A 15,772-nucleotide genomic window follows, 5' to 3' on the forward strand; every position below is an offset into this window, starting at 1 on the left:
CGGGCCGGAAGGGAACGCCGGGCGCCCGCCCGGCGTCTTCCGTTTTGGGGCGTTGTCAGTGCGGGGGCGTAGTCTTCGGGCAGTGGAGACGAGGGCCGTCGCCCGAGGCGCGGCGCCGGCCCCGCCCAGCCCGGGACGCCGTCCGTTCCGGAACCTGAACCGAACCGCACGGGGGAGCGATGAGCACGACCGACACCGTTGTCAGAGTGATCACCCTGCCCGAGGCGGGCCGCGATCTGCGCCGCGGGTACGGCGAGTTCGCGTTCCGCCCGGCGGCGGCTCACACCCGTCCGGCGGCCCGTGTCCGCCCGGCGGTGCCGACCGTGAGGCCCGGCACGGCCTCCGGGCTGACCCTCGACCTGCGCGCCCGCCTGCTGCACCGTGAGTTCGGCCACGGCCGGATCGCGCGCTACGAGGAAGTCGACTTCCCCGCCACGCTCACCCACGAGCCCACCCGCCGCTTCCTGCGTGACACGGGCCTGCCCGAGGACGGCGTACTCCTCCAGTCCGACACCGACGTACGCCTGCCGACGCTCGCCGAGTTCTGCGCCGACGAGTGCCCCGACGACTTCTGGCCGGACGAACTCCCCGCCCGCGCCCACCAGTTGATACGTCTTGGACGCTTCGCCGGCGGCAGCAGCCTGCTGGTCGACGGCACCACCGGCGCGGTCCTCACCTGGACCGGCCCCGAAGCCGCCCCGGCCCCCCTCACCAAGGACGTCTCCACCCTCGCCTTCACCCTCTGGCTCCTGCGCCGCCGGGCCGCCCGCCGCTGAACCGCTCGGTCGCACGGCCTACGACCAAGGTCCCGGCCGCGAGCCGACTCCCGACAGGGGCCAAAGTGGGCTGCGCACCTTACGCTGGCGACCATGAGCGCCCTGGAACCACGCGACACCGAGGTCGCGGACATCTCTGACAGATCCGGTCCCCACGACCTGGCGACCGACACCGTGCTGAGCCGCGACCACCGGGCGCTGAGCATCGGGATCGTCTCCGTCGTCCTGCTGATCGCCTTCGAGGCGACCGCCGTCGGTACGGCGATGCCCGTCGCGGCGCGGGAACTGGACGGGGTGTCGCTGTACGCGTTCGCGTTCTCCGGGTTCTTCACCACCAGCCTGTTCGGGATGGTCCTCTCCGGGCAGTGGTCGGACCGCCGGGGACCCCTGGCGCCGCTGACCGCGGGGATCGGCTCGTTCGTGGCCGGGCTGCTGCTGGCGGGAACGGCGAGCACGATGTGGGTGTTCATCGCGGGGCGGGCCGTGCAGGGACTCGGCGGCGGCCTGGTGATCGTCGCCCTGTACGTCGTCGTCGGACGGGCCTACCCCGAGCGGCTGCGGCCGTCGATCATGGCGGCGTTCGCCGCGGCCTGGGTGGTCCCGTCGATCGTCGGCCCGCTCGCCTCGGGCGCGGTGACGGAACACCTGGGCTGGCGCTGGGTGTTCGTCGGCATCCCGGTGCTCGTGGTGTTCCCGCTGGCCATCGCCCTGCCGCAGATACGGCGGCGGGCGGGCGGCCCGGTGGGGGAGAGTGCCGGGGAGGGCGCTGAGCGGTCCTCCTTCGACCTGCGCCGCATCCGGCTCGCCCTCGGCATCTCCCTGGGCGCCGGGCTGCTGCAGTACGCGGCCCAGGACCTGCGCTGGCTGTCGCTGCTGCCCGGAGTGGCGGGGGCCGCGCTGCTGGTCCCGGCCGTGCGGGGGCTGCTGCCGCGCGGCACGTACCGGGCGGCGCGCGGACTGCCGTCCGTGGTGCTGCTGCGCGGGGTCGCGGCGGGCTCCTTCATCGCCGCCGAGTCCTTCGTGCCGCTGATGCTCGTCACCCAGCGGGGGCTGTCCCCGACGCTCGCCGGGTTCTCCCTCGCGGCGGGCGGGGTCACCTGGGCGCTGGGCTCGTGGGTGCAGTCGCGGCCGCGGATGGCGCAGCACCGCGAGCGGCTGATGACCCTCGGGATGGTGCTGGTGGCCGCGGCCATCGCCGCCGCGCCCAGTGTGCTGATCGAGGCCGTCCCGGTCTGGACGGTCGCCGTGGCCTGGGCCTTCGGCTGCTTCGGCATGGGCCTGGTCATCGCCTCCACCAGCGTGCTGCTGCTGCGGCTGTCCGCCCCTGAGGAGGCCGGCACCAACTCCGCGGCCCTGCAGATCTCCGACGCCCTCTCCAACGTCGTCCTGCTCGCCGCGGGCGGCGCCGCCTTCGCCGCGCTCGGCGGCGGCACGGTGGCCCACACGACCGCGACGACCGCCGCCTCCCACCCGGCGGCGTTCGCGGTGGTGTTCCTGCCGATGGCGGCGGTGGCGCTGGCGGGGGTGTGGGTGACGCGGCGGCTGCGGGTTCCCTCTTGAGTGGTACCACTTTGACCCCATCTCGTGGTACTGTTCTGGTATGGCTATGAACCTGCGTCTCCGTGACGACCAGACGGAAGCTCTGAAGCTGCGTGCCGAGGAGGAGGGCGTCAGCATGCACGCGATACTGCTGAGGGCCGTGGACGACTACCTGGCCAGGACGGCGCACGAGGCGCTGGTCCGCAAGGCGGCCAAGGAGCAGACCGCCAAGTGGGCAGAGCTCCTGGAGCGGCTGAAGTGACGTGCATCTATCTGTCGGCCGAGGACGTCCTGGCCATCGCCGAACTTGCCGTGGACGATCAGAAAGTCATCGTGCGTGACGCGGGCCTGCTGGAGTCGGCGGTGCACCGGCCGTCAGCTTCGATGTTCGGGCAGGAGGCGTACGCCGACCTGTACGACAAGGCGGCGGCACTCCTGCAGTCGCTGGCCATCAACCACCCCTTCGTGGATGGGAACAAGCGCACGGCCTGGACGTCCTGCGTCGTCTTCCTGGCGCTGAACAACGTGCAGCTGCGCCCGGACATCAACGCCGCCGAGCGCCTGGTCATCGACGTGGCGACGGGCGCTCTCGAAGAAGTCAAGCTGATCGGTGAGGCGCTGCGGGAGCTCGCGGAGCGAGAGATGTGACCTCAGTCCCATCCCCGGGTGACGCCGTGCCGTCGGCGCGTTGACACCGGCGGGCCGCCGGTAGGGTGGCCCGGTCGTCATACGTAGCCGAGCCCCCCAGCACAGCGAACCGGAGACCGTGACTACCACCGCCGCCAGCTCGTCCCACTCGCATCACCTCTCGCCCGCCTTCCCCGGTCGTGCCCCCTGGGGTACCGCCGGGAAGCTGCGCGCCTGGCAGCAGGCCGCGATGGAGAAGTACGTCCAGACCCAGCCCCGCGACTTCCTGGCGGTGGCCACCCCCGGCGCCGGAAAGACGACCTTCGCGCTGACCCTGGCCTCCTGGCTGCTGCACCACCACGTCGTCCAGCAGGTGACCGTGGTCGCGCCCACCGAGCACCTGAAGAAGCAGTGGGCGGAGGCCGCCGCACGGATAGGGATCAAGCTCGACCCGGAGTACAGCGCGGGCCCGCTCGGCAAGTCGTACCACGGCGTCGCCGTGACGTACGCCGGTGTCGGCGTGCGCCCCATGCTGCACCGCAACCGCGTCGAGCAGCGCAAGACCCTCGTCATCCTCGACGAGATCCACCACGCCGGCGACTCCAAGTCGTGGGGCGAGGCGTGCCTGGAGGCCTTCGAGCCCGCGACCCGCCGGCTCGCCCTCACCGGTACGCCGTTCCGCTCCGACACCAACCCCATCCCGTTCGTCACGTACGAGGAGGACGGGGCCGGCATCCGGCGTTCGGCCGCCGACTACACCTACGGCTACGGCTCCGCCCTCTCCGACGGCGTCGTCCGGCCCGTCATCTTCCTCTCCTACAGCGGCAACATGCGCTGGCGCACGAAGGCGGGCGACGAGGTCGCGGCCAAGCTGGGCGAGCCGATGACCAAGGATGCCGTCAGCCAGGCCTGGCGCACCGCGCTCGACCCGCGCGGCGAGTGGATGCCGGCTGTGCTGCGCGCCGCCGACCAGCGGCTGACCGAGGTCCGCAAGGCCATCCCGGACGCCGGCGCCCTGGTCATCGCCTCCGACCAGGATTCCGCCCGCGCCTACGCCAAGCTGATCCGCGAGATCACGGGCAGCAGCGCGACACTCGTCCTCTCCGACGACGCCGGCGCCTCGAACCGGATCGACGACTTCAGCGGCGGCGACGACCGCTGGATGGTCGCCGTCCGCATGGTGTCCGAGGGCGTCGACGTGCCCCGGCTCGCGGTCGGGGTGTACGCCACCACCATCTCCACCCCGCTCTTCTTCGCCCAGGCCGTGGGCCGTTTCGTACGGTCCCGCAGGCGCGGCGAGACCGCCTCCGTGTTCCTGCCGACCGTCCCGGACCTGCTGACCTTCGCCAACGAGATGGAGGTCGAGCGCGACCACGCCCTCGACAAGCCGAAGAAGGACGGCGAGGAGGACCCGTACGCCGAGTCCGAGAAGGAGATGGACGAGGCGAACCGGGAGCAGGACGAGGACACCGGCGAGCAGGACATGCTGCCCTTCGAGGCGCTGGAGTCCGACGCCGTCTTCGACCGGGTCCTCTACGACGGCGCCGAGTTCGGCATGCAGGCCCACCCGGGCAGCGAGGAGGAGCAGGACTACCTCGGCATCCCGGGCCTGCTCGAACCCGAACAGGTGCAGATGCTGCTGCAGAAGCGCCAGGCCCGGCAGATCGCGCACAGCCGCAAGCGGCCCGACACCGAGGCCGACCTCCTCGAACTGCCCGCCGACCGGCGGCCGGTGGTGTCCCACAAGGAGCTGATGGAGCTGCGCCGGCAGCTCAACACGATGGTCGGTGCGTACGTCCACCAGAGCGGCAAGCCGCACGGGGTCGTCCACACCGAGCTGCGCCGGGTGTGCGGCGGCCCGCCCAGCGCCGAGGCGACGGCGGGTCAGTTGAGCCAGCGCATCGCCAAGGTGCAGGAGTGGGCGACGCGGATGAAGTGACACGGGGGTGCCACCACGCGTTCCTGATGCGTGGTCCGACGGCACCGCCGGAGTACGTATCGGGATGAACACCGCACTCCGTACCGGACGGTGACCGGATTCTGGACGGAGGCTTCCGCTCAGCGAACCGGCTTCGCTAATGTCCCGCTACGCCGACGCACCGTGGCAGGGCCGCCGCGGAGCGCAGCCGTGAAGCGACTTCAGTCCGGGGCGGCCCGGACCGCCGGCCGATCGGCGGCCTCTGCGGCACGTCACCGACGGGACCCGGTGACGTGCCCGACGCGAAGAGGGCCGCCGACCTCACCACTAAGGAGTGGGCGTCGTGACCGCGGAGACCTCCCAGACGCTCGACCGGGGACTGAGAGTCCTCAAACTGCTGGCCGAAACGGACCACGGGCTGACCGTCACCGAGCTGTCGCACAAACTGGGCGTCAACCGGACCGTGGTGTACCGGTTGCTCGCCACCCTGGAACAGCACACGCTCGTCCGCCGTGATCTGGGCGGCCGCGCCCGGGTCGGGCTGGGAGTGCTGCGGCTGGGCCGCCAGGTGCATCCGCTGGTACGGGAGGCGGCGCTGCCCGCGCTGCGGTCGCTGGCCGAGGACATCGGGGCTACCGCGCATCTGACGCTGGTGGACGGTTCGGAGGCACTGGCCGTCGCCGTGGTCGAACCGACGTGGACCGACTACCACGTGGCCTACCGGGCCGGTTTCCGGCACGCCCTGGAACGGGGCGCCGCGGGCAAGGCGATACTCGCGGCCCGCCGGCAGCCGGCCGTTGACCCCGGCTGCACCCTGACCCATGGCGAACTGGAGGCCGGGGCCTGCGGGGCGGCGGCCCCCCTGCTCGGCGTGACGGGCCTCGAGGGCAGCGTCGGGGTCGTCATGCTGGCGGACTCCGTACCGGAACGCGTGGGTCCACGCGTCGTACACGCGGCCCGCGAGGTGGCGGAAGCCCTCCGCTAGCCGCTACCGCGGGACCTGCCTGGCACCGCGCCGGCGGCCTACGCCGTGCGGTGGTGGCGGTGGCATCGGCCCGCCTCGTGCAGCGGTGGCGGCTCACCTCGTGCCGTCCCGGGAGGTCGCCCCGTGCTGTCCCGGCCGCCCACCTCGGGCCGTGCCGGCGGGCGCACCGGGTGCATTGGCGGCGGCCCGTCTCGTGCCGCGCGGTGACGGTCCACCCTGTGCTGTCCCGGCGGCTCGCCCTGTCCTGTTCCGCGGACCACCTCGTGCTGTGCCGGCGGCACACTTCGTGTCGTGCTGGCGGCCCGCCTCGTGCCGCGGTGGCGGCTCACCTCGTGCCGTCCCGGGAGGTCGCCCCGTGCTGTCCCGGCCGCCCACCTCGGGCCGTGCCGGCGGGCGCACCGGGTGCATTGGCGGCGGCCCGTCTCGTGCCGCGCGGTGACGGTCCACCCTGTGCTGTCCCGGCGGCTCGCCCTGTCCTGTTCCGCGGCTCACCTCGTGCCGTCCCGGGAGGTCGCCCCGTGCTGTCCCGGCCGCCCACCTCGGGCCGTGCCGGCGGGCGCACCGGGTGCATTGGCGGCGGCCCGTCTCGTGCCGCGCGGTGACGGTCCACCCTGTGCTGTCCCGGCGACTCGCCCCGTGCTGTCCCGGCCGCCCACCTCGGGCTGTCCCGGCGGGCGCACCGCGTGCCGTGCCGGCGGCCCACGTCGTGGTGTGCCGACGGGTGCACTTCGTGTTGTGGCAGCGGCTTATCTCGTGTCGTGCCGACGGGCGTACCGCGTGCATTGGCGGCGGCCTACGTCGTGCTGTGGCGGCGGGCGCACTTCATGCCGTGGGGGCGGCTGCTTCTTGCTGTGCCTGTGGCAGCGGGTGCACCTCGTGCCGTGCCGTCGAGCCCACCCCCGTCCCGGCCGTCGGCGGTGCGACCGTCGCCTGGGGGCGGGAACGGCTGTCGGGTGGCCGGATGTCGTTCGGGGGATAGATTGATCCCGTGCTCTCTCGCCTCACACGTTCCCAGGCCCTCGCCGTCTGCGCGGTGCCCGTCGCGGCTCTGATCGCCACGGCGGTGTTCGCGCCGCTGCCGTTCTCGGTGGCCCAGCCCGGGATGACGGCGAACGTGCTCGGGGAGAACAAGGGCACCCAGGTCATCACCATCTCCGGCGCGCCCATCCGCAGCACGAGCGGCCAGCTCCGTATGACGACCATCGAGGCCACCGGCCCGGACGCGAACGTCTCGTTGGGGGACGTGATCGACGGCTGGTTCGCCACCGACCGAGCGGTCATGCCGCGCGACGCGGTCTATCCGAGCGGCAACAGCGTCAAGGAGATCGAGCAGCACAACGCGGAGCAGATGCGGCAGTCCCAGGACGCGGCCACGCAGGCCGCCCTGAAGTACCTCGGCATCAGCGACAAGAAGGTCAAGGTCACGCTGAAGCTCGCCGACGTCGGCGGCCCCAGCGCGGGCCTGCTGTTCTCCCTCGGCATCGTCGACAAGCTCCACGGCAACGGAAACGGCGGCGACCTGACGGGCGGCCGCACCATCGCCGGTACGGGCACCATCAACGCCGACGGCGCGGTCGGCGCGGTCGGCGGCGTGGCCCTCAAGACCCAGGCCGCCCGCCGGGACGGTGCCACCGTCTTCCTGGTTCCCGAGGCCGAGTGCGCCGACGCCAAGTCCGAACTGCCCAAGGGTCTGCGCCTGGTCCCGGTGACCACCCTCAAGAGCGCGGTCAACGCCCTGCTGGTCCTGGACAAGGGCCTGGACACGGTCCCGAGCTGCTAGTGCTGCGACCGGGGTCACGGCACTGGGCCCGGCCCTCCACCCCCTCCTACAGCGCGGGAGCCGTCCTCGGCGCGGCCAGACGCAGGCCGAGCTCCACGAGGGTCCAGCCCAGCCGGGTGCGCAGGGCGCCGGGCCCGTCGGTCCGGGCGGCCAGCCGGTACGCGTCGGCCTCGGCCCGGAACTCGGTGGCGCGGGTGCGGTGCAGTACGAGATGGGTCTCGGCGTGCATGGGGCGGCCTCTCAGTCCGTGTGGGTGGGGAAGACGTGCGTGTGGACGCGCACCTGCTCGGTGTCCGCGGTGCCGTCCTCGGGGGCCAGGGCCCGGTAGCTTTCCACGAGTTCGTGCATCTTCTCGACGAGGTCGAGGGCGAGCGCCGGCGTGAGACGCAGGGTCCAGTCGCTCATGTCCGAGGCGCGGCGCCAGGCCTCGGACCAGTCGTTCCTGGTGGCGAGCCAGGTCGCCAGTTCCTGGGTGCGCTGGTTCGCGATCTCGTGCAGGAACAGGTCCGCGGCACCGCGCACCTCGGGATCGGGGTCCTTCAGCAGCGTCTCGTCGAAGCTCACTCCTCCGTGGGCCGCCCGCCACCAGCGCTCCCGCCCCTTGCCGTGCTCGGGCGCGTCCTCGACGAACCCGTGCGCGGCGAGCTGGCGCAGGTGGTAACTGGTGGCTCCGCTGGACTCGCCGAGTTTCGCGGCCAGTTGGGAGGCGGTGGCCGGCCCGCCGTGCCGCAGCGCGGTCAGCAGGCGCATGCGCAGCGGATGGGCGAGGCCCCGCAGTGAGCGGGCGTCGAGAGGGCGGACCGGCCATTCCCTGGGCTCGTTCATGCGTACAAAGATAGCGTTGCAAAGAGGCCTTTGCAACAGCTTCTTTGTAGCTCACCCCCAGGCCGGTCGCCCAGCCGCCGCCCCGGTCACACCTCCTCCGCCGCCTGCTCCACCAGCGGGATGATCCGCAGCGGCACCGGGTTCTCCATGACGATCGCCGTCGACGCCCGGTCGATGCCCTCGAACCCCACCACGCGGTCGATCACGCGCTGGAGATCGGCGTTGGAGCGGGCGACCAGGCGGCACAGCATGTCGCCGGTGCCGGTCGTGGTGTGCAGCTCCAGCACCTCGGGCACGGTCGCCAGATGGGCCCGTACGTCCGGGCCCTGCCCCTGCCGGATCTGGAGCGTCGCGAACGCCGTGACCGGATAGCCGAGCGCCGCCGGGTCCACCTCCGGGCCGAAGCCGCGGATCACCCCGCGCGCCTGAAGGCGGTCCAGGCGCGCCTGGACCGTCCCCCGCGCCACCCCCAGCCGCCGTGACATCTCCAGCACGCCGATGCGCGGCTCGCGCGCCAGCAGCACGATGATGCGGCCGTCCAGATGATCGATCGCCACGCGTCCCGCCTCCCCAATGGTCATCCTGTACAGAAAGTCCGATCGCTTACCGCCTTCACCGAGCACATTGCCCAGTGAATGTGCGAACTATTGCGCACCTTGCGAGTCCGGGTGACGCTTCCGCTATGACGCAGACCACACACCTCACTCCCGACGCGACCGCCCGGCAGGCCGACCCCTTCCCGGTCAAGGGAATGGACGCGGTCGTCTTCGCCGTGGGCAACGCCAAGCAGGCGGCGCACTACTACTCCACCGCCTTCGGCATGAAGCTGGTCGCCTACTCCGGACCGGAGAACGGCAGCCGCGAGACCGCGAGCTACGTCCTGGAGAGCGGCTCCGCCCGGTTCGTGCTCACCTCGGTGGTCAAGCCCGCCACCGACTGGGGCACCTTCCTCGCCCGGCACGTGGCCGAGCACGGCGACGGCGTCATCGACCTCGCCATCGAGGTCCCGGACGCGCGCGCCGCGTACACGTACGCCATCGAGCACGGTGCCCGCTCGGTGACCGAGCCGTACGAGCTGAAGGACGAGCACGGCACCGTCGTCCTCGCCGCGATCGCCACCTACGGCCAGACCCGCCACACCCTGGTCGAGCGGACCGGCTACGAGGGTCCGTACCTGCCCGGCTACGTGGCCGCGAAGCCCATCGTCGAGCCGCCCGCCCAACGCGTGTTCCAGGCCGTCGACCACTGCGTCGGCAACGTCGAACTCGGCCGCATGAACGAGTGGGTGGAGTTCTACAACAAGGTCATGGGCTTCACGAACATGAAGGAGTTCGTGGGCGACGACATCGCCACCGAGTACAGCGCGCTGATGTCGAAGGTCGTGGCCGACGGCACGCTCAAGGTCAAGTTCCCGATCAACGAGCCCGCCGTCGCCAAGAAGAAGTCCCAGATCGACGAGTACCTGGAGTTCTACGGCGGCGCCGGCGTCCAGCACATCGCGCTCAACACCAACGACATCGTGCAGACCGTACGCACGATGCGCGCGGCCGGTGTCGAGTTCCTGGACACGCCCGACTCCTACTACGACACCCTCGGCGAGTGGGTCGGCGACACCCGCGTGCCCGTGGAGACCCTGCGCGAGCTGAAGATCCTCGCCGACCGCGACGAGGACGGCTACCTGCTGCAGATCTTCACCAAGCCGGTCCAGGACCGCCCGACCGTCTTCTTCGAGCTCATCGAACGGCACGGCTCGATGGGCTTCGGGAAGGGCAACTTCAAGGCCCTGTTCGAGGCGATCGAGCGCGAGCAGGAGCGCCGCGGGAACCTCTGAACCCGCCTGCCGCCCACGGGCCCCGCGCCCACGGGCACCCCGCCCGCCGCGACACCCGCGCGGCGGGCGGGCCGCCGCCGCGCCGCTCACCGGACCGGGGCGTCAGGGCGGCGACCGTCACCCGGCAGGTTGAGGGGCGGGTCCGGCGGGGTTCACACCGTTGGCCCCGGGTGCGAGGCTGTGATCGTGAGCCGCATTGAAGCCGCACCCGACGAAGCCCAGGGCAACCTCACCGATCGGCTCCTCGCGGGCCTGCCGGCCGAGGCTGTCCTCATCGATCCCGACGTCACGGCCTCCTACGCCAACGACATGGCCAGCTTCTGCCCGTCCGGCGCCCCGGCCGTCGTCGTCCTGCCGCGCACGGTGGAACAGGTCCAGCACGTCATGCGCACCGCCACCGAACTACGTGTCCCGGTCGTGCCGCAGGGCGCCCGCACCGGCCTGTCCGGCGCGGCCAACGCATCCGACGGCTGCATCGTGCTGTCCCTGACCAAGATGGACCGCATCCTGGAGATCAGCCCGGTCGACCGGGTCGCGGTCGTCGAGCCGGGCGTCGTCAACGCCGCGCTCTCCCGCGCGGTCAACGAGCACGGCCTGTACTACCCGCCGGATCCCTCCAGTTGGGAGATGTGCACCATCGGCGGCAACATCGGCACCGCCTCCGGCGGTCTGTGCTGCGTGAAGTACGGGGTCACCGCCGAGTACGTGCTCGGCCTGGACGTCGTGCTGGCCGACGGGCGGCTGATGTCCACCGGCCGCCGCACCGCCAAGGGCGTTGCCGGATACGACCTGACGCGCCTGTTCGTCGGCTCCGAGGGCTCGCTCGGCATCGTCGTGCGGGCCGTTCTGGCGCTCAGGCCGCAGCCGCCGCAACAACTGGTGCTGGCCGCCGAGTTCGACTCCGCGGCCACCGCCTGCGACGCCGTGTGCCGGATCATGGCGGGCGGACATGTGCCCTCCCTGCTCGAACTCATGGACCGTACGACGGTGAAGGCCGTCAACGACCTCGCCCGCATGGGCCTGCCGGAGACCACCGAGGCGCTGCTGCTGGCCGCGTTCGACACGCCGGACCCGGCCGCCGACCTCGCCGCGGTCGGCGCGCTGTGCGAGGCGGCCGGCGCCACCCAGGTGGTCCCCGCCGACGACGCCGCCGAGTCCGAGATGCTGTTGCAGGCGCGGCGGCTGTCGCTCACCGCGCTGGAGGCGGTCAAGGGCACGACGATGATCGACGACGTGTGCGTGCCCCGCTCCCGGCTCGGCGAGATGCTCGACGGCATCGAACGCATCGCCGAGAAGTACCAGCTCACCATCGGGGTCTGCGCGCACGCGGGCGACGGCAACACTCATCCGACCGTCTGCTTCGACGCGCAGGACCCCGACGAGTCGCGGCGCGCCCGCGAGTCCTTCGACGAGATCATGGCCCTCGGCCTCGAACTCGGCGGCACCATCACCGGCGAGCACGGCGTGGGCGTGCTGAAGAAGGAGTGGCTGGCGCGTGAGATCGGCCCGGTGGGGGTCGAGATGCAGCGGGCGATCAAACAGGCCTTCGACCCGCTGGGCATCCTCAACCCCGGCAAGCTGTTCTGACGCCCCCGCGCTCACTGGGCGAGCAGCCCGGCCAACTCGTCGTCGATGCCGAGCTGCTCGCCCTCGCTGCCCGGCGGCACCAGGCGCAGCGTGCGCTCCAGCCACGCCGACACCTGCGCGGCGGACACCTCCAGAAGGGCCTCGCCGGCGGGCGCGCTCAGCGCCAGCAGGACCACGCTGCGGCCGAACGCCTTCGACGGCCACACCCGCACGTCCCCTTCCCCGCACGGCCGGAACACCCCCTCCACGAGCAGTTCCCGGGCGAACGTCCAGTGCACGGGGTGCTCGGAGTCGACGTGGAAGACGACGTGCACGGCGTACGGGTCGTCGGTGCGGTAGGCGAGCCGTGCCGGGACGGGGATGCCGCACTCGGGCGAGAGGATCAGTCTCAGCTCCAGTTCGCGCTCCACCACCACAATGTGCCGCATGGTTCTCTCCCCTCTCCCACGGGCCCCTCGGTGGGCCCGTGGGAAGGGAGAGGGCGGTGGACGCCGGGCATTACGCGGGTTGTCCGAACTTTTTCGATCCGGATCTCGCGCGATCGTGAAGTATGTGTACGAGGTTGCCCGGAAAGGAGTGGGTCCGGCCGGACCGGCGGTGTCGGCTGCCCCGGTCTGATAGATGTGGAGGCCCTCAAGACGACCTCCGAGCAGATACGGGACGACGGACATGAGCGCCCCAACCCCGGCACCCGGTGACGACAGGCCCCGCGAAGGCTACTACCCGGACCCGTCCATCCCTGGCTACGTCCGGTACTGGAACGGCGCCGCCTGGGTGCCGGGCACCAGCCGCCCGGCACCGACCGACGGCGAGCCGCTCGGACCGCCGCCCGGCGTGCACACCGCGGCGGTCCCGGCGGTGGAGGAGACGGGACCGCACTTCTTCGACGAGGACCCCGTCGCCGACCCGAATCCCGCCGCGGCACCGCAGGGCGGCCGGCCCGAACCGGCGTCGGCGTGGGGCGCCGACCGCAACCGGCAGTCCGGCTTCGGCGGCGAGCAGGACCGCCGCGTCTCCTGGGGCGCCCCGGCCCCGGCCGACCCGAGGGTGGCCCACACGGCGGACCCCGCACCGGCCGGCGCGGATCAGGCCCTGGACGGGGGCCGCTCCGACGGCACGTTCGTCTTCCGCCGTCCCACGACGGGCGGCGCTCCCGGAACCCCGGGTGACGCCGTCCCCGGCGTTCCGGGACCGGGCACGCCCGTCGACGAGGGCACGATGACCTTCCGCGCGGTGCCTCCCAGGACTCCGGGGGCAGGCGTGCCGGGCCTTCCCGGGCAAGGCTCGCCCGGCTCCGAGGCCGCGCCCGGCTCCGGCGGGCCGGGCCTGTCCGGTGGCGCCGGCTCCCCGGGCGGCGCCGGGGCGGCCGGAGCCCCCGCCGCCGGCGGGCCCGGTTTCGGGGCCGGAAAGGCCGCCGCCGCGCGGGCGGCAGCCGCGCAGGCGCCGGGCCAGGCCGCATCCCGGGCCGGTGGTGCCGCCGCACAGGCTTCCGCCCCGGCCGCGCCTCCGATGTCCTCCCCGTCGGCCGCGCCCCCTCAGCCGGGTGGACCGCAGGGCCACGGCGCGCCCGCCGCGGCGCCGCTGACCAGTGGTGCCGGCGGTGGGCAGTCCTCCTGGGCGCAGCAGGTGCACCGGCTCGCCGGGTCGGGTGAGCAGCAGCCCGTAGCGCCCTGGAAGCCGCCGGTCGAGGACCCGTTCCAGGCGGCGGCGCGGCGGCAGGCGGCGGCCCGGCCCGCCGGCCTCGGCAAGCGGCTGGCCGCCCGGCTCGTCGACACGGCCGTCCTCGGGTGCGTCACCGCCGTGGCCGCCGTACCGCTCGGCACCAAGGCGATCGACCACGTCAACGGCAAGATCGAAGAGGCCCGGCTCTCCGGCCGCACGGTGACGGTCTGGCTCCTGGACGGCACGACGGGGACGTACCTCGGCGTCGTCCTCGCCGTCCTGCTGCTCTTCGGCGTGGTCTACGAGGTACTGCCCACCGCCAAGTGGGGCCGCACCCTGGGCAAGAAGCTGTGCGGCCTGGAAGTGCGGGACATCGAGGGCCACGAGCCCCCGTCGTTCGGCCCGGCCCTGCGCCGCTGGCTCGTCTGGGGTGTCCCGGGACTCCTCGGCATCGGTCTGGTGGGCATGGCGTGGTGCCTGTTCGACCGGCCGTGGCGCCAGTGCTGGCACGACAAGGCGGCGCACACGTTCGTGGCGGGCTGACGAGGCCGGCGGGGCGGCCCCACGCCCGCACCGGTCTTATCCGCGCGGGTCTCATCCACGTCGGCCCGGTCCGTGCCGGTCTCATCCGTACGGCCGCGCACCGGGTGCGAGGCGGCCGGGCTCGCGATCCACTCGGCGCATGAGTACCGAACCGCCCCCCGGCTCCGGACCGCGGCCCCCTTCCCCCGGGGGACGGCGACCACCCCACGGCGAGGGTCTGTGGGGCGAGAACGCGCGGGGCGACGGCGGGCAGGGCAGCGGAGCGTGGGGCGGCGGCCAGGAAGGCGGACGGTCCGGCGGCTCCCCGTACTCCGACGACCCGTCAGCAGGCGTGCCCCCGCCCCCCGGCGAGCAGCCTCCGCCGCCCGGAGAGCAACCACCGCCCGGCGGCGGGCCCCCGGGCGGTGGGCCGTACGGCGGTGGTCCGCAGGGCGGCGGGGGGCCTTACGGTCCGCAGGGCGGCGGCTACGGCGGCGGTCCCTACGGCGGAGCCGGGCAGGGCGGCGGCCCCTACGGCGGTGACCCGCTCGCCGGCATGCCCCCGCTCGCCGACAGCGGCAAACGCACCCTCGCCCGGATCGTCGACCTGGTCCTGGTCGGCATCGTCGTCACCCTGGTCACCTGGGGCCTGCGGGTCAACGAGTACGCGGTCAACGCCGAGAACGTGCAGGTCGGCAAGTCCGTGGCGCAGTCGGTGGTCGGCGTGGTGCTCTACATGGCCTACGACACCTTCATGATCTCCAAATACGGGCAGACCCTGGGCAAGAAGTGGCTGGGCATGCGGGTGGCCAACCTCGACGACGGCTCCACTCCGTCCGTCCCGACCGCGCTGGCACGCGCGGCGGTGCTCTGGGTGCCCTTCTGGTTCTGCTGCGCCTGCCTGTGGCTGGCGATCAGCGGCGGCTGGAGCTTCTTCGACCGCCCCTACAAGCAGGGCCTGCACGACAAGGCGGCCAAGACGGTGGTGGTCAGCACCGGTTGACCCCGGCCCGGGCGGCCAGGAGGCCGAGAAGCCGGCGAAAGCCGGAGGAGGTCAGGAGGCCGTCGGCCCCCGTACGGGCTCGATTCCGGCGGTGACGGGCTCCCGGTGTGCCCGCGCCCGCACCCGCGTCTGGGCCCGTGCCGTCCGGGCGCCGGCCGGCTCGGCCGTGCGTGCCTTCGGCATCGGGACCGTCATGGCGACCAGGAGCCCCAGCGCGAGGGCCGCGAGGGCGATGATCACGATCCCCAGGCCCGAAGTCGTCCGGGACAGCAGCAGCATGGCGAACGTCGAGAAGATCACGGTGCAGGAACCGTAGGCGAGCTGTGCGGCGGTGGGACGAGGCATGGCAATCGGTCCTCGGAAGTGGCGGTCTCCCCCCGTGCCTCTCGCTGCGGGGGAGGGTGCGGACAGGGATCTGTAGGTGTGACACGGGTGTCGGCCTGGCATTCCACCGGTTTCCCGGTGGTCCGCCAATCGACTCTATTCGCCTGTTTGCCCGAGTGGAACCGCTGGTAAGCACGACCTAACCCGTGGTGCCGGTGCACGGGGGGCGCACGGAGTCATGCGGTCCACGGAGTGGACCGGCGCACGCGCCCGTCGGGGCCGTTCGGCCCTGGTACACCCGTGTCCGTAAACCGAACACCCGCTCCGCGTAATGCACTTGACGGGTTCAAGTCAAGGTCTGTTTTTTCTTGCGAACGTCTAGTCGAATGACGT

15 protein-coding genes and 1 pseudogene are annotated in these 15,772 nt (G+C 72.5%); 11 read left to right on the top strand and 5 right to left on the bottom strand.

The annotated features are described in order from the left end of the window. Positions 1 to 329: 329 nt before the first annotated feature. The 7 genes and pseudogenes from ABZ818_RS17205 to ABZ818_RS17235 all read left to right on the top strand — a co-directional run. Positions 330 to 758: pseudogene (locus ABZ818_RS17205) on the top strand (SUKH-4 family immunity protein); the annotation flags it as partial. A gap of 111 nt (positions 759 to 869) precedes the next feature. Continuing rightward, positions 870 to 2,336 (top strand): MFS transporter, encoded by a 1,467-nt coding sequence (locus tag ABZ818_RS17210; RefSeq protein ID WP_361415041.1) that lies wholly within the window; start codon positions 870 to 872, stop codon positions 2,334 to 2,336. A 40-nt stretch (positions 2,337 to 2,376) separates the two neighbouring features. Then, positions 2,377 to 2,577: a ribbon-helix-helix protein, CopG family gene (locus ABZ818_RS17215; RefSeq protein ID WP_016826066.1), complete on the top strand. Its 201-nt coding sequence runs from the start codon at positions 2,377 to 2,379 to the stop codon at positions 2,575 to 2,577. After that, positions 2,574 to 2,963 (top strand): type II toxin-antitoxin system death-on-curing family toxin, encoded by a 390-nt coding sequence (locus ABZ818_RS17220; RefSeq protein ID WP_361415043.1) that lies wholly within the window; start codon positions 2,574 to 2,576, stop codon positions 2,961 to 2,963. Before ABZ818_RS17215 ends, ABZ818_RS17220 begins: the two co-directional genes overlap by 4 nt. Before the next feature lie 118 nt (positions 2,964 to 3,081). Then, the gene (locus tag ABZ818_RS17225; protein WP_361415045.1) at positions 3,082 to 4,881 is read left to right on the top strand and encodes a DEAD/DEAH box helicase; all 1,800 of its coding nucleotides are present in this window, start codon (positions 3,082 to 3,084) and stop codon (positions 4,879 to 4,881) included. A gap of 322 nt (positions 4,882 to 5,203) precedes the next feature. Then, on the top strand, positions 5,204 to 5,845 hold the full coding sequence (locus ABZ818_RS17230; protein ID WP_361415047.1) for a helix-turn-helix domain-containing protein: 642 nt from the start codon (positions 5,204 to 5,206) through the stop codon (positions 5,843 to 5,845). Between the two features lie 988 nt (positions 5,846 to 6,833). Then, the gene (locus ABZ818_RS17235; RefSeq protein WP_361415049.1) at positions 6,834 to 7,625 is read left to right on the top strand and encodes a S16 family serine protease; all 792 of its coding nucleotides are present in this window, start codon (positions 6,834 to 6,836) and stop codon (positions 7,623 to 7,625) included. A 46-nt stretch (positions 7,626 to 7,671) separates the two neighbouring features. On the opposite strand, the gene ABZ818_RS17240 is transcribed toward ABZ818_RS17235, so the two are convergent. The 3 genes from ABZ818_RS17240 to ABZ818_RS17250 form a co-directional block, all read right to left on the bottom strand. Continuing rightward, positions 7,672 to 7,854: a hypothetical protein gene (locus ABZ818_RS17240; protein WP_361415051.1), complete on the bottom strand. Its 183-nt coding sequence runs from the start codon at positions 7,852 to 7,854 to the stop codon at positions 7,672 to 7,674. Positions 7,855 to 7,865: 11 nt separating this feature from the next. Further along, positions 7,866 to 8,450, bottom strand: a complete 585-nt coding sequence (locus tag ABZ818_RS17245) for a helix-turn-helix domain-containing protein (protein WP_361415053.1) — start codon at positions 8,448 to 8,450, stop codon at positions 7,866 to 7,868. A gap of 86 nt (positions 8,451 to 8,536) precedes the next feature. Then, positions 8,537 to 9,007: an Lrp/AsnC family transcriptional regulator gene (locus ABZ818_RS17250; protein ID WP_361415055.1), complete on the bottom strand. Its 471-nt coding sequence runs from the start codon at positions 9,005 to 9,007 to the stop codon at positions 8,537 to 8,539. A 125-nt stretch (positions 9,008 to 9,132) separates the two neighbouring features. Here ABZ818_RS17250 and hppD point away from each other — a divergent pair, with 125 nt between their 5' ends. Together hppD and ABZ818_RS17260 are read left to right on the top strand one after the other, a co-directional pair. After that, positions 9,133 to 10,281 (top strand): 4-hydroxyphenylpyruvate dioxygenase, encoded by a 1,149-nt coding sequence (hppD, locus tag ABZ818_RS17255; RefSeq protein ID WP_361415057.1) that lies wholly within the window; start codon positions 9,133 to 9,135, stop codon positions 10,279 to 10,281. 180 nt (positions 10,282 to 10,461) lie between these two features. Continuing rightward, entirely contained in the window at positions 10,462 to 11,868 is a 1,407-nt protein-coding gene (locus tag ABZ818_RS17260) for an FAD-linked oxidase C-terminal domain-containing protein (RefSeq protein ID WP_361415059.1), read from the top strand. Positions 11,869 to 11,879: 11 nt separating this feature from the next. Here ABZ818_RS17260 and ABZ818_RS17265 read toward each other — a convergent pair whose 3' ends face one another. Beyond that, the gene (locus ABZ818_RS17265) at positions 11,880 to 12,296 is read right to left on the bottom strand and encodes an SsgA family sporulation/cell division regulator (RefSeq protein ID WP_361415061.1); all 417 of its coding nucleotides are present in this window, start codon (positions 12,294 to 12,296) and stop codon (positions 11,880 to 11,882) included. 241 nt (positions 12,297 to 12,537) lie between these two features. Between ABZ818_RS17265 and ABZ818_RS17270 the strand changes: the two genes are divergently transcribed. Further along, positions 12,538 to 14,073, top strand: coding sequence for an RDD family protein (locus ABZ818_RS17270; protein WP_361415063.1), 1,536 nt, complete (start codon positions 12,538 to 12,540; stop codon positions 14,071 to 14,073). Positions 14,074 to 14,212: 139 nt separating this feature from the next. Continuing rightward, complete coding sequence (locus ABZ818_RS17275; protein ID WP_361415065.1) at positions 14,213 to 15,055, top strand: RDD family protein; 843 nt, start codon at positions 14,213 to 14,215, stop codon at positions 15,053 to 15,055. Positions 15,056 to 15,106: 51 nt separating this feature from the next. Here the strand turns inward: ABZ818_RS17275 and ABZ818_RS17280 are convergent, their stop codons facing one another. After that, positions 15,107 to 15,400 (bottom strand): hypothetical protein, encoded by a 294-nt coding sequence (locus ABZ818_RS17280; protein WP_361415067.1) that lies wholly within the window; start codon positions 15,398 to 15,400, stop codon positions 15,107 to 15,109. Between the last annotated feature and the right edge of the window lie 372 nt (positions 15,401 to 15,772).

This window comes from Streptomyces sp. NPDC047453 (assembly GCF_040643155.1).
Lineage (GTDB): Bacteria > Actinomycetota > Actinomycetes > Streptomycetales > Streptomycetaceae > Streptomyces.

Coding starts and splice junctions, on each gene's coding strand:
- ABZ818_RS17280 (WP_361415067.1), bottom strand. CDS start 15,400: ATGCCTCGTCCCACCGCCGCACAGCTCGCCTACGGTTCCTGCACCGTG.
- ABZ818_RS17215 (WP_016826066.1), top strand. CDS start 2,377: ATGGCTATGAACCTGCGTCTCCGTGACGACCAGACGGAAGCTCTGAAG.
- ABZ818_RS17240 (WP_361415051.1), bottom strand. CDS start 7,854: ATGCACGCCGAGACCCATCTCGTACTGCACCGCACCCGCGCCACCGAG.
- ABZ818_RS17270 (WP_361415063.1), top strand. CDS start 12,538: ATGAGCGCCCCAACCCCGGCACCCGGTGACGACAGGCCCCGCGAAGGC.
- ABZ818_RS17265 (WP_361415061.1), bottom strand. CDS start 12,296: ATGCGGCACATTGTGGTGGTGGAGCGCGAACTGGAGCTGAGACTGATC.
- ABZ818_RS17210 (WP_361415041.1), top strand. CDS start 870: ATGAGCGCCCTGGAACCACGCGACACCGAGGTCGCGGACATCTCTGAC.
- ABZ818_RS17275 (WP_361415065.1), top strand. CDS start 14,213: ATGAGTACCGAACCGCCCCCCGGCTCCGGACCGCGGCCCCCTTCCCCC.
- ABZ818_RS17245 (WP_361415053.1), bottom strand. CDS start 8,450: ATGAACGAGCCCAGGGAATGGCCGGTCCGCCCTCTCGACGCCCGCTCA.
- hppD (WP_361415057.1), top strand. CDS start 9,133: ATGACGCAGACCACACACCTCACTCCCGACGCGACCGCCCGGCAGGCC.